General features: G+C 69.0%; 13 protein-coding genes. 5 read left to right on the top strand and 8 right to left on the bottom strand.

Going from position 1 to position 14,803, the window contains the following annotated elements; genetic code table 11:
• Positions 1-16: 16 nt before the first annotated feature.
• Positions 17-1,798, top strand: a complete 1,782-nt coding sequence (locus tag WC969_02220) for a metallopeptidase TldD-related protein (protein ID MFA6028650.1) — start codon at positions 17-19, stop codon at positions 1,796-1,798.
• Positions 1,799-2,129: 331 nt separating this feature from the next.
• Here the strand turns inward: WC969_02220 and WC969_02225 are convergent, their stop codons facing one another.
• Positions 2,130-3,911, bottom strand: coding sequence for a rhomboid family intramembrane serine protease (locus WC969_02225; protein MFA6028651.1), 1,782 nt, complete (start codon positions 3,909-3,911; stop codon positions 2,130-2,132).
• 166 nt (positions 3,912-4,077) lie between these two features.
• Between WC969_02225 and WC969_02230 the strand changes: the two genes are divergently transcribed.
• The 3 genes from WC969_02230 to WC969_02240 all read left to right on the top strand — a co-directional run bounded on the left by WC969_02230 (position 4,078) and on the right by WC969_02240 (position 6,111).
• Positions 4,078-4,443 (top strand): hypothetical protein, encoded by a 366-nt coding sequence (locus WC969_02230; protein MFA6028652.1) that lies wholly within the window; start codon positions 4,078-4,080, stop codon positions 4,441-4,443.
• Positions 4,444-4,633: 190 nt separating this feature from the next.
• Positions 4,634-5,404 (top strand): SDR family oxidoreductase, encoded by a 771-nt coding sequence (locus WC969_02235; protein MFA6028653.1) that lies wholly within the window; start codon positions 4,634-4,636, stop codon positions 5,402-5,404.
• Between the two features lie 14 nt (positions 5,405-5,418).
• On the top strand, positions 5,419-6,111 hold the full coding sequence (locus WC969_02240) for a Bax inhibitor-1/YccA family protein (protein MFA6028654.1): 693 nt from the start codon (positions 5,419-5,421) through the stop codon (positions 6,109-6,111).
• 111 nt (positions 6,112-6,222) lie between these two features.
• Here WC969_02240 and arsB read toward each other — a convergent pair whose 3' ends face one another.
• The 6 genes from arsB to WC969_02270 all read right to left on the bottom strand — a co-directional run bounded on the left by arsB (position 6,223) and on the right by WC969_02270 (position 12,355).
• On the bottom strand, positions 6,223-7,272 hold the full coding sequence (gene arsB, locus WC969_02245; protein ID MFA6028655.1) for an ACR3 family arsenite efflux transporter: 1,050 nt from the start codon (positions 7,270-7,272) through the stop codon (positions 6,223-6,225).
• Entirely contained in the window at positions 7,269-7,721 is a 453-nt protein-coding gene (locus WC969_02250; GenBank protein ID MFA6028656.1) for an arsenate reductase ArsC, read from the bottom strand. The genes arsB and WC969_02250 overlap by 4 nt, the downstream gene beginning before the upstream one ends.
• Entirely contained in the window at positions 7,718-7,957 is a 240-nt protein-coding gene (locus WC969_02255) for a thioredoxin family protein (protein ID MFA6028657.1), read from the bottom strand. Before WC969_02255 ends, WC969_02250 begins: the two co-directional genes overlap by 4 nt.
• 10 nt (positions 7,958-7,967) lie before the next feature.
• Positions 7,968-8,987: a permease gene (locus WC969_02260; GenBank protein MFA6028658.1), complete on the bottom strand. Its 1,020-nt coding sequence runs from the start codon at positions 8,985-8,987 to the stop codon at positions 7,968-7,970.
• A complete protein-coding gene (locus tag WC969_02265; GenBank protein ID MFA6028659.1) occupies positions 8,984-9,277 on the bottom strand; it encodes a metalloregulator ArsR/SmtB family transcription factor in 294 nt (97 codons plus the stop codon). Before WC969_02265 ends, WC969_02260 begins: the two co-directional genes overlap by 4 nt.
• Before the next feature lie 114 nt (positions 9,278-9,391).
• Positions 9,392-12,355 (bottom strand): M3 family metallopeptidase, encoded by a 2,964-nt coding sequence (locus tag WC969_02270; GenBank protein ID MFA6028660.1) that lies wholly within the window; start codon positions 12,353-12,355, stop codon positions 9,392-9,394.
• 156 nt (positions 12,356-12,511) lie between these two features.
• Between WC969_02270 and WC969_02275 the strand changes: the two genes are divergently transcribed.
• Positions 12,512-13,333, top strand: coding sequence for a hypothetical protein (locus tag WC969_02275; protein ID MFA6028661.1), 822 nt, complete (start codon positions 12,512-12,514; stop codon positions 13,331-13,333).
• Positions 13,334-13,430: 97 nt separating this feature from the next.
• Here WC969_02275 and WC969_02280 read toward each other — a convergent pair whose 3' ends face one another.
• On the bottom strand, positions 13,431-14,687 hold the full coding sequence (locus WC969_02280) for a DUF1015 domain-containing protein (protein MFA6028662.1): 1,257 nt from the start codon (positions 14,685-14,687) through the stop codon (positions 13,431-13,433).
• Positions 14,688-14,803: the final 116 nt, after the last annotated feature.

Consider the following 14,803-nt stretch of genomic DNA (forward strand, 5'->3'; position numbering starts at 1 on the left):
CTCCGCTCCCTCGGCCATGAGAACCCTCTCCCTCCGGAGTTCCGCGGGGCTCCTGCTCCTCGCCCTGCTTGCGCCCTCGTCGTTCGCGGCGGACGCCGCGAACGACGGCGTCGGGTCGGCGCGCGTGCGCGACGCCGCCGCGCACGCGGGCCCGTCCGCGAAGGGCGACGACCCCGTCCTGCGCGCGATGGGCGACGAGGTGAAGCGCTCGGTCGAGCGACTGGAGATGCAGAAGCTCGGCAAGCCCTACTTCGTCTCGGCGACCGTCGTCGAGGACGACCGCCTCGAGATCGAGGGCGTCTTCGGCGCCCTCAAGGACCCCAACCGCTCCCGCTCCCGCCGCGTACGGACCGTCCTGCGCATCGGAAGCCGCGAGTTCGACAACGCCCACTACGTCGGAAAGGACTACTGGCACTACCAGCCGTTCACCGACGTCGGCCCCATCGACGACGACTACGACGCCGTGCGCGGGGCGCTCTGGCTGACCGCCGACCAGGCCTACAAGCAGGCGCTCGAGAAGCTCTCGCAGAAAGAGGCCTACCGGCACACGCGCAACATCACCGAGAAGATCTCCGACCTCTCGAAGGACCCGGTCTCTTCGGCCCGCCTCCCCTCGAGCGGCGCCGTCCTCGACCAGCCGCTCTGGGAGGAGCGGGTGCGCCGCCTCTCCGCGGTGTTCCGGAAGTACCCGGCCGTCCAGCGCTCCTCGGTGGGCCTCTACTTCTCGCGCCGCACGACGCGGCTGGCCGACAGCGAGGGACGCCGCCTCGCCCAGCCCGACGACGACTTCGAGCTCCTCGTCTCCGCCTCGGGGCAGGCGAAGGACGGGATGACCGTCAAGGACCGTCGGCGCGTCATCCGCCGCCGCATCGAGGACTTCCCCGACCTCCCCGCGCTGGAAGCCGAGGCCGCGCGGCTCGCACAGGACGTCACCGACCTCGCCTCCGCGACCGTCGCGGAGCCCTATGTGGGCCCGGTCCTCCTCGAGGGCCCCGCCGCCGGGGAGTTCTTCAACCAGCTCCTCGCGCACAACGTCTCCTTCCCGCGCGAGCTCTGGATCGAGGACGAGGGCGTGAAGGGCGAGTTCGGCAGCGGCGAGCTCGCGCCGCGCCTGGGGCTGCGGGTGATCTCCCCTCTCTTCGACGTGACCGACGACCCCTCCGCGGAGAGCGCCGCGGGCCAGCCGCTGCTCGGGACCTACGCCTACGACGACGAGGGGATCGCGGCGAGGCCGGTGCGCATCGCGGAGAAGGGACTCCTCAAGGACCTGCCGATGGGGCGCGAGCCCATCAAGGAGCGCGAGGGCTCCAACGGCCACGGCCGCGGCGCGTTCTGGGAGTTCCCCACCGCCCACATCTCGAACCTGTTCGTCGTCCCGCGCTCCTCCATCCCGCTCGCGGACCTGCGCAAGGAGCTCCTCAAGCGCGCCGCCGACTTCGGCCTCCCCTACGGCATCGTCATCCGGCGACTCGGGGAAGAAGACGACCAGGACAAGGACGAGCTCCTGGCCGCGCCGGTGCTGGCCTACAAGGTGGACGTGAAGACGGGCAAGGAGGAGCTGCTGCGCAGCGCCCAGTTCTCGGGGGTCTCGCTGCGGGCCCTGCGCGACATCGCGCTGGCCTCCGACCGGACGCTGGTCTACAACTACTACCAGCTCGGCCCCTACAAAGTCAGCCGGGGCCAGACCCAGGCGAGCATCGTCTCGCCCGACGTCCTGCTCGCGGAGATGGAGTTCAAGAAGACGGACCGCAAGCCCGAGAAGCCGCCCTACCTCAAGCACCCCTACTTCGACAAGTAGAAGAGCCGGGCGTGCGGGAATCCCTCCCGTGCGCCCGGCCCTTCGGAGCTTCGCTCCCCCCAAGCCGTGGGGCCCCCCTCACGGGCGCGTCGGGACGGCTTCCCGCACGCCCGGCTCGCGGTATGTCTGCGCAGTGATGCCCGTGTAGCGGCTTCTCGGGCTTACGACATATCTTGAAGAGGGAATCTCAGCGACGGGACGCGGCGCAGACAGGCCGCTCCTGGGGCCTGGTGGAGTCGCCCCTCCACTCCGTCAACGTCTGGGGGGTGCCTGATATCGCGGCGCGAGAGGATTGCACGACGCACGGAGCGCGCCGCGACGAAGGCGGCGTTTACGCGGATGCCGCGACGGAGCGGCGCAGGTCGGCGAGCTGGAGCTGCCAGGACAGGTAGGCGTCGAGGCGCTCCATCTTGTCGAAGACGACCTCTTCGGGGAGCTCGCGGCGGAAGGCGGCCTGGGCGCCGCGGTCGACGGGGACGTTGGGCGCGAGCAGGACGGCCTGCTGGAGTTGTCCGTAGAACTCCGCGAGCTTCTCGGCCGAGGGGTCGGGCTCGGTGGAGGCCGCCCAGCGCAGGCGCACGGCGCCCTCGCGCCCGAAGACCTCGAGGAGCGGCAGCACGGCCTTCACCCCGCGATAGGTGCGCTGGGCGCCCGCGAGCGGCCCGAGGGAACCGGCCAAGACCTCCGTCTCGAAGAGGCCGAGCCCCTCCTTCTCCAGCTTCTCCATGCGCACCCCGCAGCCGGCGATGAGCGTCGTCTCGGGCCAGCGCAGGAGCTCCTCCCCCCCGTCCGCGCAGCGGAATCGCATCCCTTCGGCGTCCACCTTGAGTCCGAGCGCGAGCCGCGCCTTGGGCAGCGGCAGGAGGTGCCCGTCGGGGACGACGAGGACCGGGGTCCCCTCCCGCTCCAGCGCGTCGGCCTTCTTCGAGGCCTCCCCGGGCGGCAGGGCCTTGCCCAGCACGCCGGGCTCGGCGTCTCCCGCGAAATCGGCGGCGTGGTCCTCGCGCAGGATCCAGCAGGGCTCCTGCGCCTCGGGCGCGTCGGTGAAGGTCCGGGTCACGAGTCCTTCCAGCTTCTTCAGGCGCTCGCCGGCGTCCTTCTGGACCGCCTCGTCGGCGCGGGGATGGCGCGCGGCGGCGCGATAGGCGGCGGCCGCGGCGGCGTAGTCGTGATAGTGGCTCTCCTGGACCCAGCCGAGCAGGAGCTGGGCGTGCGCGCAGAGCGGGTCGAGCGGCGCGCGCATGACGCAGCGCTCCAGCGCGTCCTTGGCCAGGTGCGGATGGCCGTGCCGGGCGAGCCGGTCCGCGACCCAGAGCTGGGCCGGCGCCGAGAGCGCGAAGTAGGGGTCGCGGCGCACCGCGTCGACGTAGCCGCGCAGCGCGGCGTCCTCGCTGCCGGCGCGCACGAGCGCCTCCAGCTCCTTCCTCTTCGGGGCCGAGGCGGCGTCCTCGGGGCGCGCGCCCCGCTCGCCGGAGAGCCCGCTGGAGGCGCCGGGCTCGAGGGCGCGGACGAGAGCCCCGACGACGAGGCCGAAGGCCACCCCCCCCAGATGCGCGCTGTGCGCGACGCCGTCGCGCTCGCCGAGAAGCGCGAGCTGCAGGTACTCCCAGCCCAGATAGAGCGCGCCGAAGACGAGCGCGCTGATGCTGTAGTGCAGCATGCCGCCGCCGCGACGGGAGGGCACGAGGATGAAGCACTTCATGCGAGCGCCGGGGAAGAGCACGAGGTAGAGGCCGATGACGCCGCTCACCGCCCCGCTCGCCCCGATGGCGGGGACGAAGGTCCCCGGGTTGAAGGACATGAAGCCCCAGTGCGCGGCGAAGCCCGCGGCGAGGTAGAAAGGCACGAACCAGCGCCCCAGCCGAGCCTCGACGTTGTCGCCGAAGAGCCAGAGGAACCACATGTTCCCGGCCAGATGCATGAGGCCGCCGTGCATGAAGAGCGAGAAGAGCCAGCGTTCCGGACTGCCCGAGTGATAGGGGATGAAGCCGTAGGCCTCCACGAAATGCGGCGACGAGAACAGGAGCCCGACGAGGTTGAGGACGATGAGGGTGATGGTCAGCGTCTTGCGGCTCGGGGCCGGATTCTCGTCGGCGTAAGGGATGGGGATCATTGCCCCTAATTTAACAGTCGCACCCGCGAGCGTCAAGCGCAAAGACCGGCGGTTACGGAAATACTGCGCGAAAACGAGGGCTGCCGGGAACGGAAACAAATGGGACACGGGTCCGGGGCTACACTGCGGAGGAAGGGACGGAGCCGGGAGTCGGGAGGACGCCGAGATGAGACACCTTCGAGCTGCGCTCTATTTTGGATTCGGGCTCCTCGCGCTGTCCGCCGCGCGCGCCGAGGCCTCACCGGACGCTTCACCGGTCCTCCTCATCGACCACGTCGTCCCCGGCCTCTGCGAACAGCCCCCCTGCCGCGTCCGCCTCTCCCTGCTCTCGTGCGGCGAGCGCGGCCCCTCGCTCGCGGAGAGCGCCTCCCGCCCGCTGAACATCGTCCGCCTCGGCGCCGACGCCTCGGCCGCGCGGGCGCCCGTCCGCCTGCTCGGCCGCTTCGCGACCCTGGCCGGGACCTTCATGGGCCGCTCCGACGCCGCCGCCCTGGGCGTTTTCCGCCTCCGCTTCAAGGTCATCCTCGAATAGAAGAACCAAAAGTCCGCCTCAGCCCCCTCTGGCACCAAAAGTTGCATAAGTTCCGGCGTCAGGCACTCCGAGCGATATAAGGGGTTTATTTGCCAAATAAGTTGCGAAAGTCGACGCCTGACGCCGTGTCAGAGTTCAGAGATTTAGGGGAGGCCTTATCCGGGCGGCTTCGATTAGTTAGAATCGGGGCATGTCCAGAACCCATCGTCTGAAGGGCAAGACCGCGGTCGTGTTCGGAGTCGCCAGCGAGGAGTCCATCGCCTGGGCCATCGCCCAGGAGCTCGCCGCCCAGGGCGCGCAGATCCTGCTCGCGTATCAGTTCCGCTACCACAGCCGCATCAAGGACCTCGCGCCGAAGCTTCCCAACCTGCTCGACTACCGCCGCTGCGACGTCCAGAACGACAAGGAGCTCGACTCCTTCTTCCATGCCCTGAAGACGCCGGTGGACATCCTCGTCCACTCCATCGCCTACGCGCCGGCGACCTCCTTCCAGAAGCCGCTCTCCCAGACCAGCTCCGAGGACTTCACGACGGCCCTGCAGGTCTCGGCGCACTCGCTGGCCAAGATCCTCGGCCGCGCCCTGCCGCACATGCCGGACGGGGGCTCGGTGATGACCATGTCCTTCCTCGGCGGCCAGCGCGCCGTCGTGAACTACAACGTGATGGGCGTGGCCAAGGCCGCGCTCGAAGCCTATGTGCGCGGCCTCGCGCTCGAGCTCGGGCCCCGGAAGATCCGGGTCAACGCCCTCTCGCCGGGCCCCATCCAGACCCTCGCCGCCAGCGGCATCCCCGAGTTCGAGTACATGCTCTCGCGCACCCGCGAGCTCGCCCCCCTGCGCGAGACGGCCACCCAGGAGGACGTCGCCAAGTGCGCCGCCTTCCTCGCCTCGGAGGACGCGCGGATGATCACGGGACAGACGATCCTCATCGACGGCGGCTATTCCATCGTCGGCTATCTCTAGACGGGAGGACGAACATGCAGACGGCGCTCAGCGCGGACCAGGTCGCGATCGAGACTCGGAACTTCATCGTCCAGGTGTACGCATGGATGACGGCGGGGCTCGCCGTCACCGGCCTCGTCGCCGGCTTCATGGCCAACGACCCCCAGATGATCCTCAACCTGGTCCGGAACTCGATCCTGTTCTACGGCCTCCTCATCGCGGAGCTCCTGCTGGTGTTCTACCTGGCCGGCTGGGTGATGCGGATGTCCGCCTCGATGGCCACGCTGACCTTCCTGCTCTACGCGGCCCTCAACGGCGTGACCTTCTCCGTGATCTTCCTGGTCTACGCGAAGTCGTCGATCGCCAACGCCTTCTTCATCACGGCGGGGACCTTCGGGGCGATGAGCCTCTACGGCTACACGACGAAGAGCGACCTGACGGCGGTGGGCAACCTCTGCTTCATGGGGCTCATCGGCATCATCCTGGGCTCGATGGCCAACTGGTTCATGAAGAGCCCGATGCTCGACTACATCACGACCTACGCGGGCATCGCCATCTTCATCGGCCTGACCGCGCACGACACCCAGCGCATCAAGGGGATGAACATCATCGGCAACGAGGGGACCGAGGAGGACACCAAGGAGGCCATCTCCGGCGCCCTCATGCTCTACCTCGACTTCATCAACCTCTTCCTGAAGATCCTGCGCGCTACTGGGAAACGCAAATAACCCCTTCCTCAACTCCCCTTCCTGCGGGAGGGGAGGGGGCGCAAAAGCAGAAGGCCCGCGAAAGCGGGCCTTCTGCTTGTCAGCGCGAACTCTCGAAGAGGGTGAGTCGTCCTAAAAGAACCTTCCCCTCAACCGCAGCGCCACGTTCACCAGGCCGATGAGCACCGGCACCTCCACGAGCGGCCCGATGACCGCCGCGAAGGCCGCGCCGTGCCCGATGCCGAAGGTGGCGATGGCCACCGCGATGGCGAGCTCGAAGTTGTTCGAGGCCGCCGTGAAGGAGAGCGTGCAGGCGACCGGATAGCCCGCGCCCACGCGCCGGCTCATGAAGAACGAGACGAAGAACATGACCGCGAAGTAGATCAGCAGCGGCAGGCCGATGCGCAAAACGTCCAGCGGAGACCCCACGATGCGCCGGCCCTGGATGGAGAACATCACCACGATGGTGAAAAGCAGCGCGACGAGCGTGATGGGGCCGACGGCCGGGATGAAGCGGGAGTGATACCACTCCTTCCCGCGCGCCGAGACCAGCGCGAAGCGCGTCCCCATCCCCGCCAGAAAGGGGATGCCGAGATAGATGAAGACACTCTTGGCGATCTCCCCCATCGTGACGTTCACCACGGCGCCCGCCAAGCCCAGCTTCGCCGGCAGGACGGTGATGAAGAACCAGGCGAAGAGCGAGAAGAAGAGGACCTGGAAGATGGAGTTGAACGCGACGAGTCCCGCGCAGTACTCCGTGTCGCCCTTCGCGAGGTCGTTCCAGACGATGACCATCGCGATGCAGCGGGCCAGGCCGATCAGGATGAGGCCGATCATGTACTCGGGATATCCGCGCAGGAAGGTCACGGCCAGGGCGAACATCAGGACGGGCCCGATGAGCCAGTTCTGGACGAGCGAGAGGGCCAGGACCTTCTTGTCCGCGAACACCCGGCCGAGCTCCTCGTAGCGCACCTTGGCCAGCGGCGGGTACATCATGAGGATGAGGCCGACGGCGATGGGGATGGAGGTCGTCCCCACGCTGGAGGCGGCGTTGAACTCGGTCACGGCGGCCGGGAAGAGCCAGCCGAGGCCCACTCCCGCGGCCATCGCGAGGAAGATCCAAAGGGTCAGCCAACGGTCCAGGAACGAGAGCTTCGAGGCGATGGCGGGTTCGCTGTTCATCTTGCGTTCTCCTGATCGAGGATCGCCGGCAAGGTCTCCACGAAAGCCCGCAGCTCGTCGCGGACGCGCCGATACGGCTTCAGAGCGTCTTCTTCATCCTTCGCGTCCCGCGCCAGGAAGGGAGGATCGTCGAAGCTCCGATGGAGGCGCCGGGTCCGACCGGGAAAGAGCGGACAGGACTCCCGGGCCTTGTCGCAGACGGTGATGACGAGGTCGAAGCCCCCGCCGGGGAGCTCCGCGAGCGTCTTCGAGCGCCGGCAGGAGATGTCTACGCCGGCCTCGGCCATGACCTTCACGGCCCGGGGGTCGAGCCCCTTGGCGAGGGTCCCCGCCGAGAAGGGCTCGACGCTCCCGGGGAAGAGGTGCCGCGCCCAGCCTTCGGCCATCTGGCTGCGGCAGGAATTCCCCGTGCAGAGGAAGAGGACGCGCGCAGGGCGTGGGTTCTTCACGCGAGTCCTTTCAGGAGCTCCTTGAGGCCCTCGACGCTCGGCAACTGCCCGGAGAGCTTCACGACCCCGTCGACCGCGAGCGCCGGGGTGCGCATCACGCCCATGCGCGCGATCTCGGCCATGTCCGACACCTTCACGACCTCGCAGGACAGCCCGAGCTCGCGCACGGCCTGCTCGGTCCGCTCCTTCAAGGTCGCGCACTTCCGACAACCGCCGCCCAGGATCTGGATCTTCATTCCCACTCCTCTAGAGGACCGCGTTGAACAGCCAGCCGACCAGCAGGATGCCCGCCGCGACGACCCCGAAGAAGGTCGCGAGCAGCCGCGGCTTGAGCACCTTGCGCAGGATGACGGCCTCCGGCAATGAAAGTCCGATGACCGCCATCATGAAGGCGAGCACGGTTCCCAGCGCCGCGCCCTTGTCCAGCAGGGCCTGCACCACCGGGATGATGCCGGCGGCGTTCGAGTACATGGGCACGCCGACGAGCACCGCGAGCGGCACCGACCACCAGGTCTCCTTCCCCATGAAGGAGGCCATGAAGGCCTCGGGCACCCAGCCGTGGATGCCGGCGCCGACCGCGATGCCGGCGAGCACCCAGGGCCAGACCTTGCCCACGATCTCGCGCACCGCCTCCCGTCCCGCCGCGAGCCGCTCGTCGAAGGTCGGCGCGGCCTCCTCGCCGGCCTCCCCGGGCTTCACCGCCAGCACCCAGTCCTCCACCCAGCGCTCCAGATGCAGGCGCCCGATGACCCAGCCCGAGACGACGGCGACCAGGAGTCCCGTCCCCGCGTAGAGCAGGGCGACCTTCCAGCCGAAGAGGCCGAAGAGCAGGACGAGCGCCACCTCGTTGACCATGGGGGCGGAGACGAGAAAGGAGAAGGTCACGCCGAGCGGGACCCCCGCGCCCACGAAGCCGATGAAGAGCGGGACCGCCGAGCAGGTGCAGAAGGGCGTCACGACGCCGAGGAGGGCCGCGAGGACGCTGCCGAGGGTCTCGCTCCTCCCCGCAAGGGCGCGGCGCGTGCGCTCCGGGGTGAAATAGCTGCGCAGGATCCCCATGAGGTACACGACGCCGACCAGGAGCATCAGAACCTTGGGCGTGTCGTAGAGGAAGAATTCGACCGCGGAGCCGAGCCGGGAACCCTCCTCGAGGCCGAACGCGCCGTAGGCGAGAGCGCGGGCGAGCCCGGGCAGGCTCCGATAGACGAGCAGCCATCCGATGAGGACCGCGAAGGCGATGAGCGCCCGTTTCGCCCGGCCTTTCATCGCTTCCCCCGCCCGCGGAGCACGCCTTCGACGCACTTGAAGAAGCCGCTCACGCAGGCGCACCGCAGCGAGTAGTAGACCCAGGAGCCCTGCCGGCGGTCGCGGACGACCCCCGCGGCCTTGAGCAGGGAGAGGTGCTTCGAGACCGTGGACATGTCGGAGCCGGCAAGCTTCTGGAGCTCGCAGACGCAGAGCTCCCGGCGCGTGAGCGCGTCCACCATCAGGAGCCGGGTGGGGTGGGCGAGGGCCTTGAGGACCTTGGCGCGGGCGGCGTAATCGGGCCTTCTCATTTGGCCATTCTACCAAATGCCTGGGCCCGATTACGCCGCCCCTCACCCCGCGCTACGCGCTCGCCCCTCTCCCGCACGGCGGGAGAGGGGCTTCGAGCAGACGGCAGGGAGATATTACTGGACGACCGGGGGAGCAGCGTCAGGCGTCGCGGGCTGGACGGGGAGGCCGGTGGCGGGGTCGACGGGGCCGTACTTCGCGATGACCTCGAGGACCGTCTGGGCCTGCTCCCAGGCGGCGGCGGTCTTCGTGTACCAGCCCGGGGCGTACTCGAGGTACTCCTTGGCGGCGTCGAAGACCTTCTCGACCTCGGCCTTGTCGCCCCGGCCGGCGGCCTCCTGGGCCGCGGCGAGCAGGCCGGGCATGAAGCGGGCGGCGTGGAGCGCTCCCTGCGCCTGCAGGCCCTCCAGGAACTTGGAGCCGGCGCCGTAGTCGAGGACTCTGCGCGCGTCGGTCCGCGTCTCCTTCAGGAGGGCGAGCACCGCGTACGGGTCCTCGGAGCGCATCGCGTCGCGCAGCTTGCGCGCGAGGTACTCCTGCGGCTGGCGCGCGGGGTCGAGCGGGAGGTCCTCTTCCTTCGTGAGCGGAGGCTTCTCGGGCGTCGGCGCCTGAGCGACGATGCTCGCGATGTTGTTGAGGACCTCGGCCACGCGGAAGTACATCCCCCCCTCCGCCTTGTCCTGCGCCGCGGCCTTCGCGATGCGCGCGGCGAGGCGTTCGGCCTCGGGGGTCGCCTTCACCGCGTCGAGCTTCAGGACGGCGGGGGCCGTCATGGGGTCCTTCGCCGACATGAGGGTCAGGACGCCCTTCTCGAGGGAGACGATGAGCGCGCCCTTCTCGAAGAGCGGGGCCGCGGCGATCATGACCGCGGCGCGCAGGGCCTCCTTCCCGGAGAGGGCTTTGCGGTCGGCGAGCCAGGAGTGGAAGCCGTAGGCGCTCTCGAAGTACTGCGCGAGCGACGGGGGTTCCGGGGTCTCGGGCTCGACGCCGATGGAGCGCAGGAAGGCCTCTTCGCTCGGCTCGCGGCCGAGGAAGGCCCGCAGGGAGTCCTCCTCGTCGCGGCTCGAGCCGCGCTCGAGGATCTCACGGCGATAGGAGAGGCCGACGTCCTCGTTGAGGATCCCCTCCGCGAGGAAGCGCGAGAAGATGTCGAGGGCGAAGACCTTCGACCAGAGGTAGCCGTAGTAGCCGGCCGAGTAGCCGCCCATGACGTGACCGAAGCGGGCCTGGAAGTGCGTGCCCGGCGCGGGCTCCTGCCCTTCGAACTCGACGAAGACCTTGCGCATGACCTCGGTGGAGTCGACGGGGACGGCGGTGTGGTAGACGAGGTCGAGGGCGGCGAGCGCGACCTGTCCGAGCGTGTCGCTGGCCGAGAAGACCCCGCGCGCGGCGAGCATCTTGTCGAGCAGCGCCCGGGGGAGCTTCTTCGCCGGATCCTGCCAGTGCCCGGAGAGGAGGTCGACGACCTCGGGCTGCCAGACGAAGTTCTCGAGCATCTGCGAGGGCGCCTCGACGAAGTCGCGGGCCACGCGCGAGCCGGCGAAGCTCGCGTGCTCGGCCGTCGTCAGCGTCTGGTGCATCAGGTGCCCGAACTCGTGGAAGAAGGTCTCGACCTCGCCGTGGGTGAGCAGGGAGGGCTTGCCCGGCTGCGGCTTCGTGAAGTTCGCCACCATCGCCGAGACCGGCTCCTGGTAGCCGCCGCCCTCGAGCGCGTGCCCGGTGCGGATGGAGAAGGCGGCCGCGTGCTTGTACTTGCCCTCGCGCGGGTGCAGGTCGAGGTAGAACCAGCCGATGCGCCGCCCGTCCTTCTTGTCCGTGATCTCGAAGAGCCGGACGTCGGGATGCCAAGAGACGCCGGCGGCGTCCGTCTTCGTCTCCTGAAAGCGCACGCCGAGCAGCCGCTGGTAGACCTCGAGGGTCCCGGCCACGACGGTGTCCACGGGGAAGTACTGCTGGACCTCCGCGGAGTCCACCTCGTAGCGCTCCTTCATCAGCTGGCGCGCGTAGTACGAGAAGTCCCAGCTCTCGACCTTCGTCGCGCCCGGGACCTCCCGGCGCTTGTACTCGAGGAGGACGTCGTTCTCCTTCTGCGCGCGGGCGAAGAGCAGGTCCTTCAGGCGATGAAGGAAGTCCCAGACGCGCTGGGGCGACTTCGCCATGCGCGGCTCGATGGCGTACTCGGCGTAGTTCTTGTAGCCGAGGAGCTCGGCGAGGCGCTGGCGCAGGCCCAGGGCCTCCTCGAGGATGGGCACGTTCTCCTTCGCGGCCTGGTTGTTGAAGAGACTCCCGAGCCGGCGGCGGGTCTCGGGCTCCTGCGCGTTGCGCATGACCTGGCGGTAGGTCGGATAGTCGAGGCCGACGCGGATCTTGCCTTCGGCCGTCCGGGGCAGCGACGCGACGAAGTCGGCGTCCACGCCCCTGAGCTCGGAAGCTTCGAGCTCGAGCGCGTCGCGGGAGTCCTTGAGGTTCTCGGAGAAGGCCGTGCCGAGCTCGGCGAGGCGCTTCTGGACCTTCGCCATCTCGACGCGCTTCTCGGCCGCGAGCTCCATCCCGTCGCGGCGGAAGCCGAGCAGAGTCGCCTCGAGCAGGCGCGCCTCCTCGCCCTGGAGGGCCTCGCCCCTGGCGGCGTACTCCTTGACCGCCTGGTAGATGTCGTCGCGCTGGGAGAGCTCGATGAAGAGGTCGTCGGATTTCGCGTCGAGGTCGCGGGCCGCGTCGCGGATCGCCTTGTCGGGCGAGACCGAGAACATGAAGGCGGCGGCGGTGATGGCTTCCTGGTAGCGGGTATAGGCGCCCTCGATGGCCGCCACGGTGTTCTTGAAGCTGCGCTGGGGAGCCGGGACCGCGGCGACGCGGTCGAGGGAGGAGACGAGGTCGAGCTTCGCGGTGTCGAAGATGCCGGCGATCTTCTGCGGGGTGAGGCCGAAGTCGAGGCCGGGGCTCTTCAGGGCCGCGGCCGAACCGACGGCGCTCGGCGGAAGGATCGGCGCCGCGGACCCGGCGATGACCCGGATCTGGGCGCTCAGGCCGGCGGGGAAGAGGATGGCGAGGACGAGGGAAAGGGAGAGGGTCTTCTTCATAGGGTTGAGTATAGTGCGCGCGGGAGAGGCCGGCGTCCGACGAAAGGCCCAAAGGGGGAGCGGTATTGGTCCCAAGGCGGGCTGGGCCGTTCGTGGGCCCTTGAGTGGGCCGTTCGACACGCCCATCCCCCCCGTTGCGGGGCCATACTTCGAGGGATGACGCCTTTTCAGGAGGATTCCCTGGAGAACGCCAAGGCCCGGCGCCGCGCGCCGCTCGCCGGAGCCCTGCTCCTCCTCGCGCTCCCCGCCTTCGCCCAGCGCGTCGTCGTCCCACAGGGCAGCCTCCCCACCGTCCCGACGCTTCAGGCCCCGCCGGCGCTGCGCCTTCCCTCCGACGTCTCCGCTCTGAACTCGACGCTGCCCGCCTACCGCGCCATCGCCGTGACCGCGACGCTGCCGAAGCCGGCTGTCCCGGCCGTGGCCGGGTCCCCGGTCGCCGCCGAGGCCCAGCCCGCGGGCCGCGAAGGTCTGCTGGCCGCCGCCTGCCGCATCACCCGCGAGCTCGTCGCGCGCCACCTCGCGCGCCGCAGGGACGGCACGACGGTGACCAAGGTCCTCGCGAGCAACGACACCAAGACCATCACCGAATACGCGGGCGTCCCCGGCCGCATCGAGAAGCTCGAGACCGCGAACAAAGTCTACCGGCACTGGATCAAGGACGAGGAGACCCTCCGGAAGATCGTCGAGAGCGGCGTCCTGCGCTCCGGCGAGACCTCCTACGTCGACTTCACCGGGAGCAAGCACGCCTTCATCAAGGACATCTACCCCGAGCTCCATGGCGCCTTCTTCACGACCCCCGCGCACAGCGCGGGCGAGTCGCGCGTCATGAACTGGGAGGTGCCCTACTACGTCGACTTCATCGTCCCCGAGGGAATCGAGGCCCTCCGCCTCGACGGCGACGAGGTGCTGATGTTCCCCGCGCCGACCGGGACGCTCATCCCCATCGAGATCGTCGGCACCAGTCAGGATCCCCGCTGAACGCCCGGGGAGCCTGAGCGCGCAAGCAGGAAGCCGCCCCCGTTCCCGGGAGCGGCTTCTTGTCTCCCCTATCGGGAATCCCGAAAGGGATTCCCGATCAGATGAGGGGGTTCGAGACGAGCCCGTCGGCCAGCTTGGGCTCGAACCAGGTGGACTTGGGCGGCATGACCTGGTCGTCGTCGGCGACGGAGATGAGCTCCTCGAGCGAGGTGGGGTAGATGGCGAAGGCGGCCTTCATCTCCCCCGAGTCCACCCGCTTCTCGAGCTCCTTGAGGCCGCGGATGCCGCCGACGAAATCCACGCGGTCGGACTTCCGGAGGTCCTGGATGCCGAGGAGCTGGTCCAACACGAGGTCCGAGAGCACGCTCACGTCGAGCGCGAGCACCGGGTCGTCCTTCATCGTCGGCGTGGGGACGGTCGGCTTGAGCCGGTACCACTTCCCCCCCAGGTACATGCCGAACTCCCGGCGGGCGGCGGGCTTCGCCCGGCCCTTGGTCTCCGTCACCTCGAAGCTCGCCTTGAGCTTGGAGAGGAAGGCCTCGGGCGTCAGGCCGTTGAGGTCCTTGACCACCCGGTTGTAGTCCCAGATCTTCATCTCGTCGACGGGGTAGGCCACGGCGAGGTAGGTGTTGTAGGGCTCCGTGCCCGTGTGAGCCGCGCCGCGCTGCTCGACCATGAACTTCTTGACCCGCGAGGCGGCCGCGGAGCGGTGGTGACCGTCGGCGATGTAGACGGCCTTCTGCTTCTCGAACGCGTCCACGAGGACCCGGACGTCGGCCGGGTCGGCGATGGTCCAGAGCGTGTGGACGACCCCGCCGATGCCCTCGGCGGAGAAGTCGGGGGCGAGCGCGGTCGTCTTCTTCAGGACGGCGGCGACCTCGGGGATCTGCTTATAGGCGATGAGGCCGGGACCGGTCTGCGCCTTCACGAACTTGATCTGGTTGACCCGGTCGTCCTCCTTCACGGGGCGGGTGAACTCGTGCTTGCGGATGCGGTTGGCGTCGTAGTCGTCGACGCAGGCCCCGACCACGAGGCCGGTCTGCACGTGCGCGCCCATCTTGAGCCGGTAGGCGTAGAAGCAGGGCTTCTGCTCGCGCACGAGCACGCCCTGGGCCAGCATCTTCTCGAAGTTCTCCGCGGCCTTGCGGTAGACCGCCTCGGAGTGGACGTCGGTCCCCTCGGGGAGGTCGATCTCGGCCTTGGAGACGTGCAGGAAGCTCAGCGGCTTGCCCTTCGCGAGCTCGCGCGCCTCCTTGGAATCGAGCACGTCGTAGGGCGGGGCGATGACGTCCTGCGCGCGGCCCTTCGCCGGCCGGATGCCGTAGATGGGATTGAACAGCGGGAGCTTCTTCATGGGTCCTTTCCTCCAGCTGGGATTTTAGCAAAGGCCGATGATGGCCGTTATCAGGAGTCCCCATCCCTGCTCGGAGCCTTCCTCGCGCTATGATATCATGCCATCGCGGGGGCCAG

The organism is Elusimicrobiota bacterium (assembly GCA_041660925.1).
GTDB lineage: Bacteria > Elusimicrobiota > Elusimicrobia > UBA1565 > UBA1565 > JBAZUV01.

Bases quoted from the DNA above. Each gene is read 5' to 3' on its own strand.
- WC969_02220 (MFA6028650.1), top strand. From the start codon at position 17: ATGAGAACCCTCTCCCTCCGGAGTTCCGCGGGGCTCCTGCTCCTCGCC.
- WC969_02225 (MFA6028651.1), bottom strand. From the start codon at position 3,911: ATGATCCCCATCCCTTACGCCGACGAGAATCCGGCCCCGAGCCGCAAG.
- WC969_02230 (MFA6028652.1), top strand. From the start codon at position 4,078: ATGAGACACCTTCGAGCTGCGCTCTATTTTGGATTCGGGCTCCTCGCG.
- WC969_02235 (MFA6028653.1), top strand. From the start codon at position 4,634: ATGTCCAGAACCCATCGTCTGAAGGGCAAGACCGCGGTCGTGTTCGGA.
- WC969_02240 (MFA6028654.1), top strand. From the start codon at position 5,419: ATGCAGACGGCGCTCAGCGCGGACCAGGTCGCGATCGAGACTCGGAAC.
- arsB (MFA6028655.1), bottom strand. From the start codon at position 7,272: ATGAACAGCGAACCCGCCATCGCCTCGAAGCTCTCGTTCCTGGACCGT.
- WC969_02255 (MFA6028657.1), bottom strand. From the start codon at position 7,957: ATGAAGATCCAGATCCTGGGCGGCGGTTGTCGGAAGTGCGCGACCTTG.
- WC969_02260 (MFA6028658.1), bottom strand. From the start codon at position 8,987: ATGAAAGGCCGGGCGAAACGGGCGCTCATCGCCTTCGCGGTCCTCATC.
- WC969_02265 (MFA6028659.1), bottom strand. From the start codon at position 9,277: ATGAGAAGGCCCGATTACGCCGCCCGCGCCAAGGTCCTCAAGGCCCTC.
- WC969_02270 (MFA6028660.1), bottom strand. From the start codon at position 12,355: ATGAAGAAGACCCTCTCCCTTTCCCTCGTCCTCGCCATCCTCTTCCCC.
- WC969_02275 (MFA6028661.1), top strand. From the start codon at position 12,512: ATGACGCCTTTTCAGGAGGATTCCCTGGAGAACGCCAAGGCCCGGCGC.
- WC969_02280 (MFA6028662.1), bottom strand. From the start codon at position 14,687: ATGAAGAAGCTCCCGCTGTTCAATCCCATCTACGGCATCCGGCCGGCG.